The sequence below is a fragment of the Aeromonas enteropelogenes genome (assembly GCF_000819845.1).
Taxonomy (GTDB): Bacteria; Pseudomonadota; Gammaproteobacteria; order Enterobacterales; family Aeromonadaceae; genus Aeromonas; species Aeromonas enteropelogenes.
In genome coordinates this window covers 477,727-494,630 of sequence record NZ_CDCG01000037.1, presented here as the reverse complement: position 1 = coordinate 494,630, position 16,904 = coordinate 477,727, and the positions used below count along the sequence as shown (strand labels likewise).

Below are 16,904 nucleotides of genomic sequence, written 5' to 3'. Positions count from 1 at the left end.
CCTGGCCGGTCTATCTGAGCCCGACTCTTAATCCTTGAAATCCCAGGAGAGGTTGGAGACCAGTCGGCAGTGGTCACATTTGAAGTCGAAGATCTCGTGCAGCGGCTCGGCCAGCGCCCACTCGCCGCCACAGCCGGGGCAGGGGCGGGCTTTTTCCTCGGCGGCGTTCAGGCCGCCAACCCGGTAGAGGTAGTAGTAGGTGGGTATGCCGGTCAGGGCCTCCAGCCGTTTGCCGAGATCGCTGCCCCGGCGATGGAGGCGACTGCCGACTTCGCCAATCTCGTGCAGCGCCGCATGTTCGGCGATGGAGCCGTTCATCTGCAGCTGATCGCACGCCTCCCAGTCCTCCTGCCACTTGATGATCTGCTTGTGATCCCCGTTGGCGATGGCGGGCAGGCGGTAGAGCGGGATGGGGGCGAAGTGATCGCCGCAGCGTAGCGGCGAGCAGGTGTGCAGGAAGCTGGTATAGAGCAGCATCCAGCTGGGGCGAGGACAGGGATCCGTGCTGTCGGAGAGCAGGTCGGCCCCCTGCAGATGGAGCTTGGGCGCGAGCAGCCCCGCCTGGTGAAGCCCCTGTTCCGCCAGCTTGACCTGTTCGCTCTGGTTGTCCGGGTGCAGGCTGTCCTGCTCGGGGCAGACGACCCGGCTGACGAAATAGCCCTCGTGCATGCTGGTGGGGAACTCGCGCCCGAGGACCTGGCCCTGATAGCGCAGCATGTCGAGATAGTTGACGATGGCACGCTCGGCTTCGCCCAGCGAGGTGTCGCGGTAGCATTCAAAACAGAGTTCGACGATATACATGACTCAGTTCTGCCCCTGGCGGATCAGCAGTTCGGTCAGTCGATCCAGTTTTTGTTCGAGTCGGTTCAGCTGTTCGCCCAGCTGTTGCAGGGTCGGCTCGCCCACAGGTTGCGGCGTTTCTTCTGGCTGACTGTTGGCCAGTTGTGGCTCGGCAGGCTGTTGTTTCCACTGGCTCAACACTTTGAGCAACTCGGCCATGGGGACGGGCTGGCTCAGGCGAGCCTTGATCATGGCGGTGGTGGGGGTCAGGCCCCGGGCGGCCAGTTCATTGGCGATACGGATGATCTCGTGGGCGGACATTAGCGTGCTCTGGAGGGATGGGAGATTGATGGGGGATCTTAACCAAACCCCAATGGTGAGGAAAGAGGTTGCCTAGCGGGGCTGGCGCAGCATCACATCCAGCTGATCGATCGCCTCGCACCAGTCCGAGTCGTGCCACAGGGCATCACGTAGAAAGCTGGCCTGGGAGCGGTTCCAGAAACTGGCTTCCGGCAGCAGGGTTTCATTGTCGAGGTGATGCTCATGCACGAAGCGGTGCAGGCTCAGCTCGTCGTTGGCCATGCCCAACTGGGCAAACAGGGCCGGCAGGTCGTGGACAAGGGGTTCCATCTCGTCTCTCCCGTTGCTTGACCCTGAGATTATAGCCAGCCAGTTCCCCCTGTTGCAGCCATGCCCCGGTTCAAAGTGAGGGCATGCGGTGTGGCGGCAGTTCGACGCCGACCACGTGCAATCCCTGCATCTTGAGAGTGCCCTGATAATGGCTTTCGCCGTCGCTGGAGAACTCGAACTGGTAGTGGGTCAGCAGACGCAGTGGTTGGCGGGCCAGCTCGCGCTTGCCACGGGCCAATGACAGGAGCTGCAAGTCGTGGTGCTGACAGTAGCGACGCATATATTGCCAGGCCAGCTCGGCCTGTCGCCGCTGCTGCCAGAAGAGTCCGCCGATGGCCATCAGCAGCAGGATTCCGAGCATCTCTCCCATGGAGGGGCTTCCTTGTTGTCCGTGTGATGACGGGAATCCCCATGCCGGGCTTCCCGTCTCCTTTTCGTTGTCCGTGCGCGAACGCGGGGTTAGGCCGAGGCGAACAGACGGCCGATGGCCTTGCCCAGTGCCTCGCTGCGCTCTGGGTCGCGCAGCCTGGCCAGCATATCATTGCGCAGGGCCGGCAAGGTGACCAGTTCGGCAAAAACCTGATTGAAGAACTGGGTCGGTTGCAGGGCCAGCTGCTCCAGATAGTGGCTGAGCAGATCGGCATTTTTCAGATCGGGCCAGAGCCGGCCGGCGATGGCAAGCAGCAGTGCCGGACTGGGTTGGGTTTGCAGCAGGGTCAGCAGCTTGTTAGTGCGCAGAGTATTACCGTTGCAGGAGGCCAGCGCCCGGCACAGATAGGCGAGGGTCTCGGGATTGGGGGCTGCGCACTCCTGCTCCCGGCCGATGCGCTCCAGCAGGGCACCTTGCACTGCCGGTGGCAGGGGGGCGCTCTCCAGACTCTGGCAGAGGGCATAGAGGGGCTCCAGCGGCAGGGTCGGCAAAGCCTTGCACACCAGTGCCAGGTTGCGCTCATCGTGCAGCCGCTCCGCCAGATCGGCGAAGCCCTGTACCCCCAGGGTTTGCCAGCCATCGGCACCGGGCGCCGCCAGATAATGGCGCAGGGCATCGTAATAGGCGGACGGTGCCTGTTCCAGTTGATAGGCCAGCTTGGCATGCAGACTGGCCATCTTGGCCTCGGCCGGGCGGAAGGTATAGGGATTGTCGGCCAGCCGTTGGGCCTTCTCCTCGTCCAGCTCGCCAGTCAGCTTGTAGCCTAGGGTTTTCACTACCTGGTCCATGAAGTGTTTGGGGCCGCTTGAGATGAGCAGGCCGCGTTCATCGAGGGCAAACTTGAGGAACCAGAGGTAGTGACGGGATTCGGCAGGCTGGAAGAAGTGGACGCCGAGCCAGGCATGCTGCTGCAGGGGCCAGGGGTAGGGCTCCTGCTGCTGTTCGATGCGAAAAAAGAGATCGCTTGGCAGCGGGCGCACCTGGCGGCCCATGTCAAACAGCTGGAACTGGGTTCCTGCCTGGGTCAGAAATTCGGTCAGGGTATTGATGCTTGAAGCGGTGGCAGACATGGTGTAATCCGGCTTTGGGTGATGCGGGCCGATTATAAGGCCCTCGCCGAGGATCGCCAGTGGTTGCCACGGTTCGCCATGGCAGCCGTGCGGGGCGAGGTGTATAGTATCGCCCTTTTTTGACGGCGGCAGGCCCGGTCCGGCCGCCAGGCGATCGCGTCATGTTCGCCGCCCAAGGATCAACCCGTGGTGAAGAGGAAGAGAGCGAGATGAATCAATATTTGCTGGTAGCTGGCCTGTTGGGGGAACTCACCGCCGAGTTGCAACGCCTCGAACGCTGGCAAGCCGAACACCCTGGCGAGGAGGCGCTGGCGAGCACCCTGCCTTTTTGTGTCGATACCCTGAGCTTCGATCAGTGGCTGCAGTTCGTGCTGATCCCGCGCATGGAGCAGCTGGTGCTGCTGCAGGCCCCGTTGCCGAGCAACGTCTCCATCTATCCCATGGCCAGCGAAGTCTATAAAGAGGAGCTCGCCGAGGTGGCAGATCTGCTGCGCCTCATCGCCCGTTTCGATCTGCTGCTTTCCGGCAAAGTGGTGGAAAAATGAGCCTGACCCTGCTTTATCAGGATGACTGGCTGGTGGCGGTCAATAAGCCCTCCGGCCTGCTGGTACACCGCAGCTGGCTGGACAAGGCCGAAACCCGCTTTGCCATGCAGATGACCCGGGATCTGATCGGGGGCCGCCATGTCTACCCGGTTCATCGCCTCGATCGTCCCACCTCCGGGGTGCTGCTGTTTGCGCTGGATCCAGCCGTGGCCCGCACCCTGACCGAGGCGTTTGCCAATCGCCAGGTACAAAAGGAGTACCTGGCGCTGGTGCGGGGCTGGGCGCCCGAGCAGGGGGTGATCGACTATCCCCTCAAGGAGCAGCTGGACAAGATAGCCGACGCCATGAGTGACCCGGATCGTCCGGCCCAGGAGGCCGTCACCACCTTCCGGCGTCTGCACAGCGTCGAGCTGCCTTATGCCGTCTCCAAGAAACACCCTACCAGCCGTTACAGCCTGGTCAAACTGTTCCCGAAGACAGGTCGCAAGCACCAGCTGCGCCGCCACCTGGATCATCTGTTCCACCCCATCGTCGGTGATACCACCCACGGTGATGGTCGCCATAACCGCTTCTTTCGCGAGCAATATGGCTGTGAGCGCCTGCTGCTGGTGGCGCGCACCCTGAGCTTTGAGCATCCGGTGTTGAAGGTGCCGATGCGCATCCAGGCCCCCCTCGGTCAGGACGTGCTGCAGCTGTTTGCCGAACTGGGTTGGCCCGCCAGCGAGAGCGATTACTGAGCCTCATTCGGTGGCATCCCCGGTCTGCTTGCTGATAGAGTCGGTGATTATACCGACAACAAGTGCGTGCAGGAGGCAGGTAGTGGCGCAGATCGATATTGTGGTGGGAACCGTCTATGGTGCGGCCATGCTGGTGGCCGAGACGCTGACGGACGAGCTTGAACGCAAGGGGCACCAGTGTGCCCTGCATGAAGAGGCTCGGCTGGAGGACATAGACCCCGGCCGTTTTTTGTTGCTGGTGAGTGCCACCACGGGGCAGGGAGATATTCCGCCCAATCTGCAACCTTTTGCCAGCGATCTGGCCGATCGGGCGCCCTGGCTCAAGGGGTTGCGCTATGCCCTGATCGCCATGGGTGACAGTAGCTACGAGCATTTCTGCGGGGCCGGCCGTCGTCTTGACGAGCAGCTGCAAGAGTTGGGGGCGAGCGCTGTGATCCCCCGCCTTGAACTGGATGCCACCCTTCATGATGAACCCGAGCAGGTGGCACTTTCCTGGCTCAAGGAGTGGACGTTTCAGCCCTGAATTGCTTGTTAAATAGCGCCATAAAAATCCCCTGTCGGTTTGCCACAGGGGATTTTTATTTTCACTATCCGCCAACCCAATTGGTATCCATATTTCTCCCCTGTAAGGTATCTATTTCAAGATGCTAAAAAGTTATCCCGCTCATTTAGTGCCCAGAGGCCGCGACACAACGAGGAAATAAAAGTTCAATCATGAAAGCGATTTCAGTCATGTTTTTAAAAAAGGATGCACAAATATTCACTTTTGCTTAGAAGCAAATTAATTGTTGGTACCGATTTCAAGTGCAATGTTATTTGCATTTTGTGTGTTTTGGCGGTGTTTTATTGCTCAGTTTTCTCTGTTTTTACTTCCTTTTGGCGCCACTAACGTTTGCCGAGCGATTTGTCGCCATTTTGTGAGTCTGCTCATATTTGTCGCGATATGCGCTCCCTATAATCGACCTCGGTTATCACCTGCAGGATTGCCTGGTGATATGAAGTTGAATATTCAGGATCACACTCCTCACAGCGGGAAATAAGGAATATGACAATGAAAATGAAGTGGCTCCCGATTGCAGCAGCTGTTACTGCCGCCCTGGCTTCCCAAGCCGCCTTTGCCGTAGATTTCCACGGTTACTTCCGTTCCGGTGTCGGTGTTTCCAGTGATGGAGACATGCAGACCCTGAGTAAACAAAAGGTTGGTCGTCTGGGTAATGAAGACGACACTTATGGTGAGGTTCAACTGGGCCAAGAAGTATTTAACAAGGATGGTAAAACTTTCTACGTTGATTCCATGTTCGCAATGGCATCCAATGGGTCCAATGATTGGGAAGGTACTAGCTCGGTATGTAATTTTGATGAAAAACAGTGCAATGGCGATTCAGAATTTGCTCTGCGTCAATTCAACGTACAAGCCAAAGGACTGTTGAACTTTGCACCTGAAGCCACGCTGTGGGCCGGTAAGCGTTACTACCAGCGTCACGACATTCATATCTCCGACTTCTACTACTGGAATATCTCCGGTGCCGGTGCTGGTATTGAAGGCGTTCAGGCCGGTCCTGGCAAACTTTCCTTCGCCTGGGTTCGCAATGACCGTGGTTGGGATGGTAAAGACGGTTGGACCAAGTTTGAAGGCATGGATGTTAACACTCTGGATCTGCGTTATGCAGGTATTCCTCTGTGGCAAGACGCCTCTTTGGAAGTTGGTGTTGATTATGCGTTGGTTAACCCGACAGATGCTCAAAAAGATTCTACCAATGCTCAATATAAAAACGCCAAAGATGGTGTCATGTTGACTGCAGAACTGACTGCGGGAGTGTTGGGTGGCTTCAACAAAACTGTACTGCAATACGGTACAGAGGGTTATTCCAAAACAATGGCGTTTTATGGTGATGGCTCCTGGTACGGTGCTGAAGCCAAAGATGGCGCCGATGGTTTCCGGATCATCAACTGGGGTGTGATCCCCATGGGTAACTCCTGGGAGATGGGTCACCAGCTGGTGTACGGCGTAGGCAATGAAATGTGGGATGGCAACGACAAGTGGGAAACCATGTCTGTTGTAGCGCGTCCGATGTTCAAGTGGGATGATTTCAACAAAACAATCTTTGAAGGTGGTTACTTTAAAGATGCCAACAAATCCAATGACGGCACTGAAGCTAAAGATTCCGGTTACAAGCTGACTCTGGCACAAGCCTGGTCTGCTGGTTCCAGTTTCTGGGCTCGCCCTGAAATCCGAGTATTTGCTTCTTATGTAGCGTTGGACGACAACGATATGGCAGGCACTCCTTACAACAGCAACACATCCAAAGATACTTGGAACTTTGGTGTCCAAGCAGAAGCGTGGTGGTAAGCCGCTGTTTAAGTTAAGTTAACCACTGCCCCCATATGGGGGCAGTGTTGTTTCACCGGGTACGGTAACCGGGTTAGGGAGATAAGAAGAATGAAACTGGTAAAGATGTCTATCACGGCTATGGTTACTGCGCTGTTGGCTGGTTGTGCTGGCAGTATGGTGGTTCCGACTCAGGAGCATGCATCGGTGTTGAACAACGCTGAACAAGCTAAGCAGGCGTTGTTGCAGGCAGTCAGTTGCTGCAAGTCATTCAATGATTTTAGTTATGCATCTTTACCGGAAGGAGATACCTTGCTGGTGGTTGATGGCAAACAGCCCAGCTTTCAGTTTGAAGAGGGCATGAGTTACTTTGCCGCTTATCGCCTGCCCGTCAATACTGGAAATCTGGCTATCGGTATTGCGTCTCAGGTAAGTAAAACAGTGATGGTGCCCAAGGTCATCATGTTGGATAGCCAATTCAAGGTAACCCGTGTCCTTGGTGAATCAGTATTCAGCTATCAGCCGGCGCATCTGCTGGATAATGATCGGATAGAAGGGCGTGTATTTGTTGACCGCAGTATGCCTGGCAACGCGGACAGTGAGACCTATATGATCATTTATGCACCGGCGGATGAGCTTTCCACCAGTACCACCATATTGCATCCCTCCAAGGCATTCGCTCGCGCAAATGGGACTGTAGAACCGGACATCAAGGATCCTGTTATCCCTCATTCGCCATGGGGATTGGTACAGATCAAGGTGAAAGATATGGCCAAAGGCAGCGGCCTTGAAGCGGTATTCAAACCCGAATATGCCGACAAGGTAGCGATGAGCCAAGGCCAACAAGCAGCAGGTGTGGTGACTACGACTGCAGCTGCAACGGCGACCAAGGTCGCGGCCAAGCCAGCTCCGGCGATGCTAAGTGAAACCGAAGCCTTCTATCAATCCCAGATCGAGAAAGCGGTCAATGCCGGTGATATCGACAAGGCGATGCAGCTGGTCAGCGAAGCTGAGCGTGCCGGTTCCAGCAAGGCCAAGGCGGTGTTCGTCGATGCGGTAAAGCGTTCTCAAAAGTAGGGATTAACCCGACTTCTTGACTGAGTAATATATTTTTAAGGCCTCCCTTGTTGGAGGCCTTTTTAATCGGTAGACTGTAATAATAAAAAGGAGTTGGTTACATAATGTTACACTGTGTTTCCTGTGGATATATTTGGATTTATTAAAATACAAAGCGAAACTGTAATTTATCTATTTGTGTAATAGACTTATCGTGCAGTAATTTATCTTGTGAAAATAAGATTTTATTGCAGCCAAACAAGTTGTGATCTCCCCTCCAAATTCAATATTCCTCTCTCTTCGAAAGCAGCAATTTATTACCCGGTGGGTTATATTTTGATGGTCAAAATAATCAAACCCGATCCGACGATATTTGGATGAACTGCTGTTATTTCATTCAAAAATTCGTTCAGGGAAGACAATCCATTCAGGAGCGCACACAATGTTGAAAAATGCTTTCTCTAATCTGCAAAAGGTTGGTAAGGCGCTGATGCTGCCCGTATCAGTCTTGCCCGTTGCAGGTATTCTGCTGGGGGTGGGTGCTGCCCACTTCAGCTGGCTGCCGGAAATCGTCTCCCAATTGATGGAGCAGGCAGGTGGTTCCGTGTTTGGCCAGATGGCCCTGCTGTTTGCAGTCGGTGTGGCACTTGGCTTCACCAATAACGACGGCGTATCCGGCCTGTCAGCCATCGTTGGCTACGGCATCATGGTCGCCACCCTGAAAGTCATGGCGCCGGTCATGGGCGTTGAAAGCATCGATACCGGTGTGCTGGGTGGTATCCTGGCTGGTGGTATCGCCGCCTGGGCCTTCAACCGCTTCTACAAGATCCAGCTGCCCGAGTACCTGGGCTTCTTCGCCGGCAAGCGTGCCGTGCCCATCATCACCGGTTTCCTGTCTATCGGTCTGGGTGTGATCCTGTCCGTGATTTGGCCGCCGGTCGGTGGTGCCATCGGTGCCTTCTCTGACTGGGCTGCCAACCAGAACCCGGTACTGGCCTTCGGTATCTATGGTGTGGTTGAACGTTCCCTGATCCCGTTCGGTCTGCACCACATCTGGAACGTACCTTTCTTCTACCAGGCTGGTACCTGTGTCAACGGTGCCGGTGAAACCGTACACGGCATCATGACCTGTTTCCTGACTGCTGACGACGCATCGCGCGCCGCCGGTAACGGCTTCGGCCAGCTGGCCGGTGGCTACCTGTTCAAGATGTTCGGTCTGCCTGCTGCCGCGTTTGCCATTGCTCACGCCGCCAAGCCGGAAAACCGTGCCAAGGTCGTTGGTATCATGGCCTCCGCTGCCCTGACCTCCTTCCTGACCGGTATCACCGAGCCGATCGAGTTCTCCTTCCTGTTCGTGGCACCGGTACTGTATGCCATCCACGCCGTACTGGCTGGTCTGGCTTACGTGCTGACCAACATGCTGGGCGTGGTTCACGGTCACACCTTCTCCAACGGTTTCATCGACTTCGTCGTACAGTCTCCGCGTGCCAGCAACATGCTGCTGCTGGTGGGCCTGGGTCTGGTCTACGCAGCTATCTACTACGTAGTGTTCAGCTTCGTGATCCGAGCCATGAACCTGAAAACTCCGGGTCGTGAAGACGAGACTGCCGAGGAGTCCGTGGGCCAAGGCAAAGACGAAATGTCAGCCGCTCTGGTTGCCGCCTTCGGTGGTAAAGAGAACATCGCCTCTCTGGATGCCTGCATCACCCGTCTGCGTGTCGGCGTGAAAGATGTGGCCAAGGTTGACCAGGCTGGTCTGAAGAAACTGGGCGCTGCCGGTGTGGTTGTGGCTGGTTCTGGCGTACAGGCCATCTTCGGCACCAAGTCCGACAACCTGAAAACCGACATGGATATCTGGATGAAGAGCAACTAATCCGGTTGTTTGAATCCTGGAGTTCCGAAAAGGGAGGCGCAAGCCTCCCTTTTTCCGTTTTGTAGCTGGGGTGTAGAGGGTTGCCGTGCCAGATAAGCGGAAATGAGGTGATTCACCGTTTTTTCTGTTTGGAGAGCAGGTGTTTGCCTCGAGAGTGGAGACAGTGATGTGGATTCTGCGTGTAGGGCAATAAAAAGAGCGCCATCAGGGCGCTCTTTGGGGAAGAGGAGGATTACAGCTTTTCGAGGTCCCGCTCGATTTCGCTGATCTTGTTTTGCACCACTTTTTCCAGGTGGCGCAGGTCGCGCAGGATCTTCTGCTTGATATCCGGATCGGCCTGAACGTGCACGCCCTGAGTCAGGTTGTCCAGCTCGTCCACCACATACTTGAGATTGGCGTTGATCTCGGTGACATCCTTGTACTCATGGGTACCCGAGTCGACCAGCATGGTCTTGCGCTGGCGGGGGTATTTGAATTTCACGCTCTTGGCGAAGAACTCGCCTTTCTGCTTCTTGAAGTAGATCTTGAGGATATCGTGGTTGGCCTCCTGGCGCAGGGTGTAGCTGTCGACGGAGGCGGGATCCTGGATCCCCAGGCTCTTCAGATTCTCGTACATCAGGCTTCCTTGGTTTGAAACGATCCTGTGTCATCTATCTTAACCGAGCGGGTGTGGCTTGCCTGTGACAGGGGCGCCAAAATCCAAATGGGGTTCAAAAGGCCCTTTCTGCCTTCTCCGAACATCATGCGAGATGCACCGACGAGCATTCTTCGACGATAAAAAAAGAGCGCCATCAGGCGCTCTTTTTCAAAGGTCTGCCAGTTACTCGTCGATGGAGCGCAGCAGGGCATTGATGCCCACCTTGGCGCGAGTCTTGGCATCGACTTTCTTGACGATCACCGCAGCGTACAGGCTGTACTTGCCGCATTTGGAGGGCAGGGAGCCGGAAACCACAACGGAACCCGCCGGTACGCGGCCGTAGTGAATTTCGCCGGTTTCGCGGTCATAGATGCGGGTGGACTGGCCGATGAAGACGCCCATGGAGATGACGGAGCCTTCTTCCACGATAACGCCCTCAACCACCTCGGAACGGGCGCCGATGAAGCAGTTGTCCTCGATGATGGTCGGGTTGGCCTGCAATGGTTCCAGCACGCCGCCGATGCCGACGCCGCCGGAGAGGTGGACGTTCTTGCCGATCTGGGCACAGGAGCCGACGGTGGCCCAGGTGTCGACCATGGTACCTTCGTCAACGTAGGCACCGATGTTGACGTAGGAGGGCATCAGCACGGTATTGGGGGCGATGAAGGAGCCTTTGCGGGCGGTCGCCGGCGGCACCACACGCACACCCGCTTCGCGGAACTGCTCTTCGGTGTAGTTGGAAAACTTGAGGGGAACCTTGTCGTAGTACTGGGCATCGTCACCCTTGATGATGCCGTTGTCGTTGATGCGAAACGAGAGCAGCACTGCCTTCTTCAGCCACTGGTGGACGACCCACTCGCCGGCAATCTTCTCGGCAACACGGGCCTTGCCGGAGTCCAGCAGGTCGATGGCTTGCAGGATGGCGGATCTGGTGGCGCTATCCACTGTGCCCGGGGTGATGGTGTCGCGGCGCTCGAAGGCCGATTCAATGATCTGTTGCAACTCGGTCATGACAGGTTTCCTTTAAAAAATTCTGTTTGTTGTATCACACTTTTCCGATCGTGTTTAAGAGGGGAAACCCGATTTCTTCAGTCTTGTGGCCATTTCTGTGTCACCCCTGGTGAGGCCTCTGGTTTCTCAGGGTAAAAACGCTCTGTAAACAGTCTCTTGCGAGGGTTTTTTGCTCACGTCACAGTCAGGATTGCTGCGGATTGAGCTGGTGCACCAGCCGCTCTTCCAGTTGCAGCTGTTGTTCCGCCGTCAGGGGATCACCCGCCAGATTGGTGAGGCTGAAAAAGTCCTCTACCCGTTCCCCTATGGTGGTGATCTTGGCGGCGTGGAGCGACAGCCCGCACTGCTGGAATACGGCGCCGATGCGGGCCAGCAAGCCTGGTGTATCGAGCGCCGTCAGCTCCATCAGGGTGTGGCGGGTCTCTCCCTTATGGGGCAGAAACACCACCCGGGTCGGCACGCTGAACTGGCGGTGGCGTCGTGACAGCGGCTTGCTGCGCAGCACCAGCTTGCCGGGCTCCTGCAACGCTTTCTCCAGCGCCTTCTTGATGGGCGCGGTACGGTTCGGGCTGATAGGCTCGCCGCTCGGCTCCAGCACCACGAAGGTATCAAGCACGAAGTTGCTGCGCGAGTTCATGATCTGGGCGTCGTGGATGTTGAGGTTCTTCTGATCCAATGCCGAGGCTACGGTGGCAAATAGATTCGGCGTGTCGCGACAATAGATGAACACCTCGCTGCCACCCCGGGTCGGGTGCTTGCCAATGATCACCAGAGGAGCCGGGTTGTCGCCGTGTTCGATGATGTGGCGGCAGTGCCAGGCGATCTGTTCTGGGCTGTGGCGCAGGAAGTAGTCGGCCTTGAAGTCGGCCCACAAGCGGTTGACGGCTTCTTCCGATACATCCCGCTGGGCCAGGATCTGCTTGGCCTGACGCTGGTTTTCGCGGATCCGCAGGCGCATGTCCGGCGGGTTTTCCAGCCCCTGGCGCAGCGCCTTCTGGGTTGCGAAGTAGAGCTCCCGCAGCAAAGTGCCCTTCCAGTCGTTCCACAGGGTGTCGTTGGTGGCACAGATGTCGGCCACCGTCAGGCAGTAAAGCAGGTCGAGATGCTGTTCGTCGCGCACCTTCTGGGCAAAGTCGGTGACGACCTCTGGGTCGTAGATGTCGCGGCGCTGGGCGGTCACCGACATCAGCAGGTGGTGGCGCACCAGCCAGGCGACCAGCCGGCTCTCGTAGCGATCAAAACCGTGCAGCTGGCAAAACTCCAGCGCATCGACCGCGCCGAGCTCTGAGTGATCGCCGCGCCGCCCCTTGGCGATGTCGTGGAACAGGGCGGCTACATAGAGCAGCTCCGGCTTGCGCAGCCGGGTAAACACTTCGTGGCAGAGCGGGTGAGTCTGGCGGCTGGCCGGATTGGGAAACTGATGGATGTTCTTGAGCAGCCGGTGGGTATGTTCGTCCACCGTGTAGGCATGGAACATGTCGAACTGCATCTGGCCAACGATGAGGTTCCACTGGGGCAGGTAGGCCGCCAGGATCCCGTACTTGTGCATCAGACTGAGGGGTTGGCCGATGCCATTGGGATGACGCAACAACGCCATAAACAGACGGCGGCACTCGGGGATATCCTGCAGCCAGCAGTTGAGCTTGCGCCGCGCTTCGCGCAACTGGCGCAAGGTGGCCGAGTGAATGCCCGCTATCTCGGCATGCTGTGCCATCTGGTAGAAGAGGCGCAGGATGGCGACGGGCTCGTGGGCAAACAGTTCGGCATCCACCGCATCGATGAGGCGGCCACGGAGCTGGAATTCATCGGAGAGGCGGCGCACGTCCATGGCGGTGTTGCCGAGGATCGCCTCGTCAAACAGCTGCAACAACATCTCGTTGAGTTCGGAGACTCGCCGCACCGTCTGGTAGAAGCGCTTCATCATCTGCTCGACCGGGGTGTTGCCTTCCCCCTCGAACCCCAGCATCTGGGCCACGGTGCGCTGGCGATCGAACAGCAGGCGGTTGTCCCCCTTGTTGATGGCCATGTGCAGGGCGAAGCGTACCTTCCACAGGAAGTTCTGGCAGTCGAGTAGTTCGCGGTATTCGGCGCGATTGAGAAAACCGTGGCTGGTCATCTCGAACAGGGTGGTGGCGCCGAAGTGGCGGCGGGCCACCCAGGCTAGGGTCTGGATGTCGCGCAGGCCCCCCGGATTGCACTTGAGATCGGGTTCGAGCTTGTAGGCGGTACCGAGGAACTGCTGGTGGCGTTCGGCCTGCTCCTGGCGCTTGGCGCGAAAGAAGGCCTCGCTTGGCCAGAAGTGTTCTGGGCCGGTCGCCTCCCTGAGCTGCTGGAACCCCGCCTGGCGGCCGGTGATGTAGCGCGCCTCAATCAGGTTGGTGGCCACCGTGATGTCGGCCCGCCCCTGCTCGATGCACTCTGCCACGTTGCGTACCGCCTGGCCCACTTCCAGTTTCAGATCCCACAACAGGGTGATGAATTCACCAATGCGCAGCCCCAGCACCTCGTCCAGCTCGTCCCCGTCATAGAGGATCAGCAGGTCGATGTCGGAGTGGGGGTGCAGCTCACCCCGGCCATACCCTCCCACCGCGATCAGGGTGAGATCCGTTTTGTCGAAGCCGAATTTTTGCCACAACCGGGTCAGCAGCTGATCCATGTACTCCGAGCGGGTGGCGACCAGCTCGATGATGTTGTCGCCGGCGTCGAAGCGGGCGTGCAGCCAGCCAAGGAAACGACTCAGGTACTCCTTGCAGTTGTCACGGGTGAGCTGATCGTCGGGTAACAGGTGGGGGGAAAGCAGGCTGGCGTCCATGGCATCTCACACGCAGGTGGCTGGGAAATGGCGAAAACGGGCAATAAAAACCCCGGCGCTTCTGAGCAGAGCCGGGGTTCAATGTTAACCGTGTTTGATGAAACGGTCGATGGTGTCGTCAGGGCGCAGGGTCAGGATCTCGCAGCCATCTTCGGTCACCAGCAGGGTGTGTTCCCACTGGGCGGAGTCGCCGCCATCCTTGGTGGTCACGGTCCAGCCATCTTTCGGGTTGACCTTGCAGTGATACTTCTTGCTGTTGACCATGGGCTCGATGGTGAAGCACATGCCGGCCTTGAGCTCCAGCTTGCCGCTATTGCGGTAATGCAGGATCTGCGGCTCTTCGTGGAATTCGGCACCGATGCCGTGGCCGCAGTAGTCACGTACCACGGAGAAGCCGGCCTTCTCGACGATGGGCTGGATCACGGCGCCGATCTCGGTGATGCAGGCACCCGGGCGCACCGTCTTGATGGCGGCGTAGAGGCTCTCCTGGGCGACCTTGCACAGCTGGCGACGCAGCGGCGTGGTCTCGCCCACGATGAACATGGCGGAGGTATCGCCGTGGTAGCCATCCTTGATGACGGTGATGTCCAGGTTGATGATGTCGCCGTCGCGCAGCTTCTTGTGATTCGGAATGCCGTGGCAGATCACATCATTCACCGAGGTGCAGATGGATTTGGGGAAGCCATGGTAGTTGAGAGGGGCCGGGATGGCCTGCTGCACGTCAACGATGTAGTTGTGGCACAGGGTGTTCAGTTCGTCAGTGGTGACGCCAGCTTTGACATGGGGCGCAATCATGACCAGCACATCGGCGGCCAATTGGCCGGCAACGCGCATCTTTTCAATCTCTTCCGGTGTCTTGATTTTAATGGACATGGGATCTCTCTTGCGGCCTACCACAACAACCAGCAACGGCTGGTCGGGCAGGTAATGAAAAATAGATGCGTTTGCAATCAGGGCAAAATTTTATCCGCAACCCCTGCTCACTTCCAGTGTGATTGTCATCACATCGTCAAATCGACGTTGCAGCCTCTCCTGACGGGATCCAGATTTCACACCCGTTTGATGTGTCGCCGGTGGTGTCCTGAGCAAACTTATGGTATAAAGCGCGCCGGAATGGGGATCATGGGTCCCTGTTTCATCACCCTTACTTAAACAACACACACACATCGACACCTGTACCGGGGTGCCCCTTTGGGGTCGGTTACATGGGATGTGTGGAGGCCTAACCCCAATACAGAGGTATAAAATGGCTAAAGTTTCTATGCGCGACATGCTGCAAGCCGGCGTTCACTTCGGTCACCAGACTCGTTACTGGAACCCGAAAATGAAATCCTACATCTTCGGTGCCCGCAGCAAAGTTCACATCATCAACCTGGAAAAAACCGTTCCGATGTTTGACGATGCCATGAACTTCATCAGCTCCGTAGCTGCCAAGAAGGGCAAGGTACTGTTCGTAGGTACCAAGCGTGCCGCGTCTGAAGCCGTCAAAGAAGCCGCTGAGCGTTGCGACCAGTTCTACGTCAACCACCGCTGGCTGGGCGGCATGCTGACCAACTGGAAAACCGTTCGTCAGTCCATCAAGCGCCTGAAAGATCTGGAAACCCAGAGCCAGGACGGTACCTTCGACAAGCTGACCAAGAAAGAGGCGCTGATGCGTACTCGCGAAATGGAAAAGCTGGAGAAGAGCCTGGGTGGTATCAAGAACATGGGCGGCCTGCCTGACGTTCTGTTCGTTGTCGATGCCGACCACGAGCACATCGCTATCAAAGAAGCCAACAACCTGGGTATCCCGGTAGTTTCCATCGTTGATACCAACTCCAACCCGGACGGCGTTGATTACGTCATCCCGGGTAACGACGACGCTATCCGTGCCGTTCAGCTGTACCTGAATGCTGCTGCTGACACCGTACTGGAAGCTCGCGCTCAGGACATCGTTGTTCAAGCTGAACAAGATGGCTTCGTTGAAGCTGAGTAATTGATAAGGTCTGTAAAGCCCTTATTAACCAAGCTGATGTAATTGGTTAGCAGGGGCCCTTGTGGCCCCTGTTTCTTGTCAATTCAAGACCGAGGATACTGGACATGGCAAACATTACTGCCGCCCTGGTAAAAGAACTGCGCGAGCGCACCGCCGCTGGCATGATGGATTGCAAAAAAGCGCTGGAAGAAGCCAACGGTGATATCGAGCTGGCTATCGAGAACATGCGTAAATCCGGTCAGGCCAAAGCAGCCAAGAAAGCTGGCCGTATCGCCGCTGAAGGCGTGATCTTCGCCCGTACCGAAGGCAACGTTGCCGTCATGATCGAGCTGAACTGCGAAACTGACTTCGTTTCCAAGGATGCCGGCTTCCTGGCCATGGGTCAGAAGATCGTCGAGATCGCCGCTACCCAGAAGATCGCTGACGTTGACGCGCTGAAAGCCGCTGACTTCGGCAACGGTGAGTCCGTAGAGCTGACCATCACCAACCTGATCGCCAAGATCGGTGAGAACATGAACCTGCGTCGCGTGATGCTGGTTGAAGGTGACAACCTGGGTACCTACGTTCACGGTTCCCGTATCGGTGTTATCACCAAGCTGGTCGGCGGTACCGACGAGCTGGCCAAAGATCTGGCCATGCACGTAGCTGCCAACAGCCCGCAATTCGTCAAGCCGGAAGATGTATCTGCCGACGTCGTTGCCAAAGAGCGCGAAATCCAGATCGACATCGCCGTCAACTCTGGCAAGCCGAAAGAGATCGCCGAGAAGATGGTTGAAGGCCGCATGAAGAAGTTCACCGGTGAGGTTTCCCTGACTGGTCAGCCGTTCGTGAAAGATCCTTCCATGACCGTTGCCGAACTGCTGAAGAAAGAAGGTGCTGACGTTGTTTCCTTCACCCGTTTCGAAGTGGGCGAAGGCATCGAGAAGCAAGAGACCGATTTCGCTGCTGAAGTTGCAGCTCAAATCGCGGCCGCTCAAAAGGCCTAATCGAACCGGTTTTTCCGTTTCCCCAGACCGCGA

Annotated in this window: 17 protein-coding genes; 8 read left to right on the top strand and 9 right to left on the bottom strand. The window is 57.0% G+C overall.

From position 1 onward, the window contains the following. Positions 1–27: 27 nt before the first annotated feature. The 5 genes from BN1123_RS15010 to BN1123_RS14990 form a co-directional block, all read right to left on the bottom strand. Entirely contained in the window at positions 28–801 is a 774-nt protein-coding gene (locus BN1123_RS15010) for a Zn-ribbon-containing protein (RefSeq protein ID WP_042027976.1), read from the bottom strand. Positions 802–804: 3 nt separating this feature from the next. Beyond that, positions 805–1,101, bottom strand: a complete 297-nt coding sequence (locus tag BN1123_RS15005; protein ID WP_042027975.1) for a hypothetical protein — start codon at positions 1,099–1,101, stop codon at positions 805–807. A gap of 72 nt (positions 1,102–1,173) precedes the next feature. After that, positions 1,174–1,410, bottom strand: a complete 237-nt coding sequence (locus BN1123_RS15000) for a DUF2789 domain-containing protein (RefSeq protein WP_026458264.1) — start codon at positions 1,408–1,410, stop codon at positions 1,174–1,176. 70 nt (positions 1,411–1,480) lie between these two features. Beyond that, positions 1,481–1,780: a DUF3301 domain-containing protein gene (locus BN1123_RS14995; protein WP_026458265.1), complete on the bottom strand. Its 300-nt coding sequence runs from the start codon at positions 1,778–1,780 to the stop codon at positions 1,481–1,483. A gap of 89 nt (positions 1,781–1,869) precedes the next feature. Next, positions 1,870–2,910, bottom strand: a complete 1,041-nt coding sequence (locus tag BN1123_RS14990) for a DUF3549 family protein (protein ID WP_042027973.1) — start codon at positions 2,908–2,910, stop codon at positions 1,870–1,872. Positions 2,911–3,119: 209 nt separating this feature from the next. On the opposite strand from BN1123_RS14990, the gene BN1123_RS14985 reads away from it, so the two are divergent. The 6 genes from BN1123_RS14985 (at position 3,120) to ptsG (ending at position 9,450) form a co-directional block, all read left to right on the top strand. Continuing rightward, complete coding sequence (locus BN1123_RS14985; protein WP_026457550.1) at positions 3,120–3,455, top strand: YqcC family protein; 336 nt, start codon at positions 3,120–3,122, stop codon at positions 3,453–3,455. After that, a complete protein-coding gene (gene truC, locus BN1123_RS14980; protein WP_042027971.1) occupies positions 3,452–4,192 on the top strand; it encodes a tRNA pseudouridine(65) synthase TruC in 741 nt (246 codons plus the stop codon). The genes BN1123_RS14985 and truC overlap by 4 nt, the downstream gene beginning before the upstream one ends. 82 nt (positions 4,193–4,274) lie before the next feature. Next, positions 4,275–4,715: a flavodoxin gene (locus tag BN1123_RS14975; protein ID WP_042027970.1), complete on the top strand. Its 441-nt coding sequence runs from the start codon at positions 4,275–4,277 to the stop codon at positions 4,713–4,715. Between the two features lie 528 nt (positions 4,716–5,243). Further along, positions 5,244–6,542 (top strand): maltoporin, encoded by a 1,299-nt coding sequence (locus tag BN1123_RS14970; RefSeq protein ID WP_042027969.1) that lies wholly within the window; start codon positions 5,244–5,246, stop codon positions 6,540–6,542. 90 nt (positions 6,543–6,632) lie between these two features. After that, on the top strand, positions 6,633–7,598 hold the full coding sequence (locus BN1123_RS14965) for a MalM family protein (protein WP_042027966.1): 966 nt from the start codon (positions 6,633–6,635) through the stop codon (positions 7,596–7,598). A 421-nt stretch (positions 7,599–8,019) separates the two neighbouring features. Then, positions 8,020–9,450 (top strand): PTS glucose transporter subunit IIBC, encoded by a 1,431-nt coding sequence (gene ptsG / locus BN1123_RS14960; protein ID WP_042027964.1) that lies wholly within the window; start codon positions 8,020–8,022, stop codon positions 9,448–9,450. 232 nt (positions 9,451–9,682) lie between these two features. Here ptsG and BN1123_RS14955 read toward each other — a convergent pair whose 3' ends face one another. From BN1123_RS14955 to map, 4 genes are all read right to left on the bottom strand, one after another. Beyond that, complete coding sequence (locus BN1123_RS14955; protein ID WP_005303475.1) at positions 9,683–10,066, bottom strand: DUF3461 family protein; 384 nt, start codon at positions 10,064–10,066, stop codon at positions 9,683–9,685. Between the two features lie 204 nt (positions 10,067–10,270). Then, positions 10,271–11,098: a 2,3,4,5-tetrahydropyridine-2,6-dicarboxylate N-succinyltransferase gene (gene dapD, locus BN1123_RS14950; RefSeq protein WP_026458010.1), complete on the bottom strand. Its 828-nt coding sequence runs from the start codon at positions 11,096–11,098 to the stop codon at positions 10,271–10,273. A gap of 184 nt (positions 11,099–11,282) precedes the next feature. Continuing rightward, positions 11,283–13,910, bottom strand: a complete 2,628-nt coding sequence (gene glnD / locus BN1123_RS14945; RefSeq protein WP_042027961.1) for a bifunctional uridylyltransferase/uridylyl-removing protein GlnD — start codon at positions 13,908–13,910, stop codon at positions 11,283–11,285. Positions 13,911–13,994: 84 nt separating this feature from the next. After that, the gene (gene map / locus BN1123_RS14940) at positions 13,995–14,783 is read right to left on the bottom strand and encodes a type I methionyl aminopeptidase (protein WP_042027960.1); all 789 of its coding nucleotides are present in this window, start codon (positions 14,781–14,783) and stop codon (positions 13,995–13,997) included. A 373-nt stretch (positions 14,784–15,156) separates the two neighbouring features. Here map and rpsB point away from each other — a divergent pair, with 373 nt between their 5' ends. Continuing rightward, entirely contained in the window at positions 15,157–15,885 is a 729-nt protein-coding gene (gene rpsB, locus BN1123_RS14935) for a 30S ribosomal protein S2 (RefSeq protein ID WP_005303470.1), read from the top strand. Positions 15,886–15,989: 104 nt separating this feature from the next. Continuing rightward, complete coding sequence (gene tsf, locus BN1123_RS14930; RefSeq protein ID WP_026457973.1) at positions 15,990–16,871, top strand: translation elongation factor Ts; 882 nt, start codon at positions 15,990–15,992, stop codon at positions 16,869–16,871. Positions 16,872–16,904 lie beyond the last annotated feature (33 nt).

Bases quoted from the DNA above. Each gene is read 5' to 3' on its own strand.
- BN1123_RS14965 (WP_042027966.1), top strand. From the start codon at position 6,633: ATGAAACTGGTAAAGATGTCTATCACGGCTATGGTTACTGCGCTGTTG.
- ptsG (WP_042027964.1), top strand. From the start codon at position 8,020: ATGTTGAAAAATGCTTTCTCTAATCTGCAAAAGGTTGGTAAGGCGCTG.
- tsf (WP_026457973.1), top strand. From the start codon at position 15,990: ATGGCAAACATTACTGCCGCCCTGGTAAAAGAACTGCGCGAGCGCACC.
- truC (WP_042027971.1), top strand. From the start codon at position 3,452: ATGAGCCTGACCCTGCTTTATCAGGATGACTGGCTGGTGGCGGTCAAT.
- BN1123_RS15000 (WP_026458264.1), bottom strand. From the start codon at position 1,410: ATGGAACCCCTTGTCCACGACCTGCCGGCCCTGTTTGCCCAGTTGGGC.
- BN1123_RS14970 (WP_042027969.1), top strand. From the start codon at position 5,244: ATGAAAATGAAGTGGCTCCCGATTGCAGCAGCTGTTACTGCCGCCCTG.
- BN1123_RS14990 (WP_042027973.1), bottom strand. From the start codon at position 2,910: ATGTCTGCCACCGCTTCAAGCATCAATACCCTGACCGAATTTCTGACC.
- BN1123_RS15005 (WP_042027975.1), bottom strand. From the start codon at position 1,101: ATGTCCGCCCACGAGATCATCCGTATCGCCAATGAACTGGCCGCCCGG.
- dapD (WP_026458010.1), bottom strand. From the start codon at position 11,098: ATGACCGAGTTGCAACAGATCATTGAATCGGCCTTCGAGCGCCGCGAC.
- BN1123_RS14995 (WP_026458265.1), bottom strand. From the start codon at position 1,780: ATGGGAGAGATGCTCGGAATCCTGCTGCTGATGGCCATCGGCGGACTC.
- BN1123_RS14955 (WP_005303475.1), bottom strand. From the start codon at position 10,066: ATGTACGAGAATCTGAAGAGCCTGGGGATCCAGGATCCCGCCTCCGTC.
- glnD (WP_042027961.1), bottom strand. From the start codon at position 13,910: ATGGACGCCAGCCTGCTTTCCCCCCACCTGTTACCCGACGATCAGCTC.
- rpsB (WP_005303470.1), top strand. From the start codon at position 15,157: ATGGCTAAAGTTTCTATGCGCGACATGCTGCAAGCCGGCGTTCACTTC.
- map (WP_042027960.1), bottom strand. From the start codon at position 14,783: ATGTCCATTAAAATCAAGACACCGGAAGAGATTGAAAAGATGCGCGTT.
- BN1123_RS14985 (WP_026457550.1), top strand. From the start codon at position 3,120: ATGAATCAATATTTGCTGGTAGCTGGCCTGTTGGGGGAACTCACCGCC.
- BN1123_RS15010 (WP_042027976.1), bottom strand. From the start codon at position 801: ATGTATATCGTCGAACTCTGTTTTGAATGCTACCGCGACACCTCGCTG.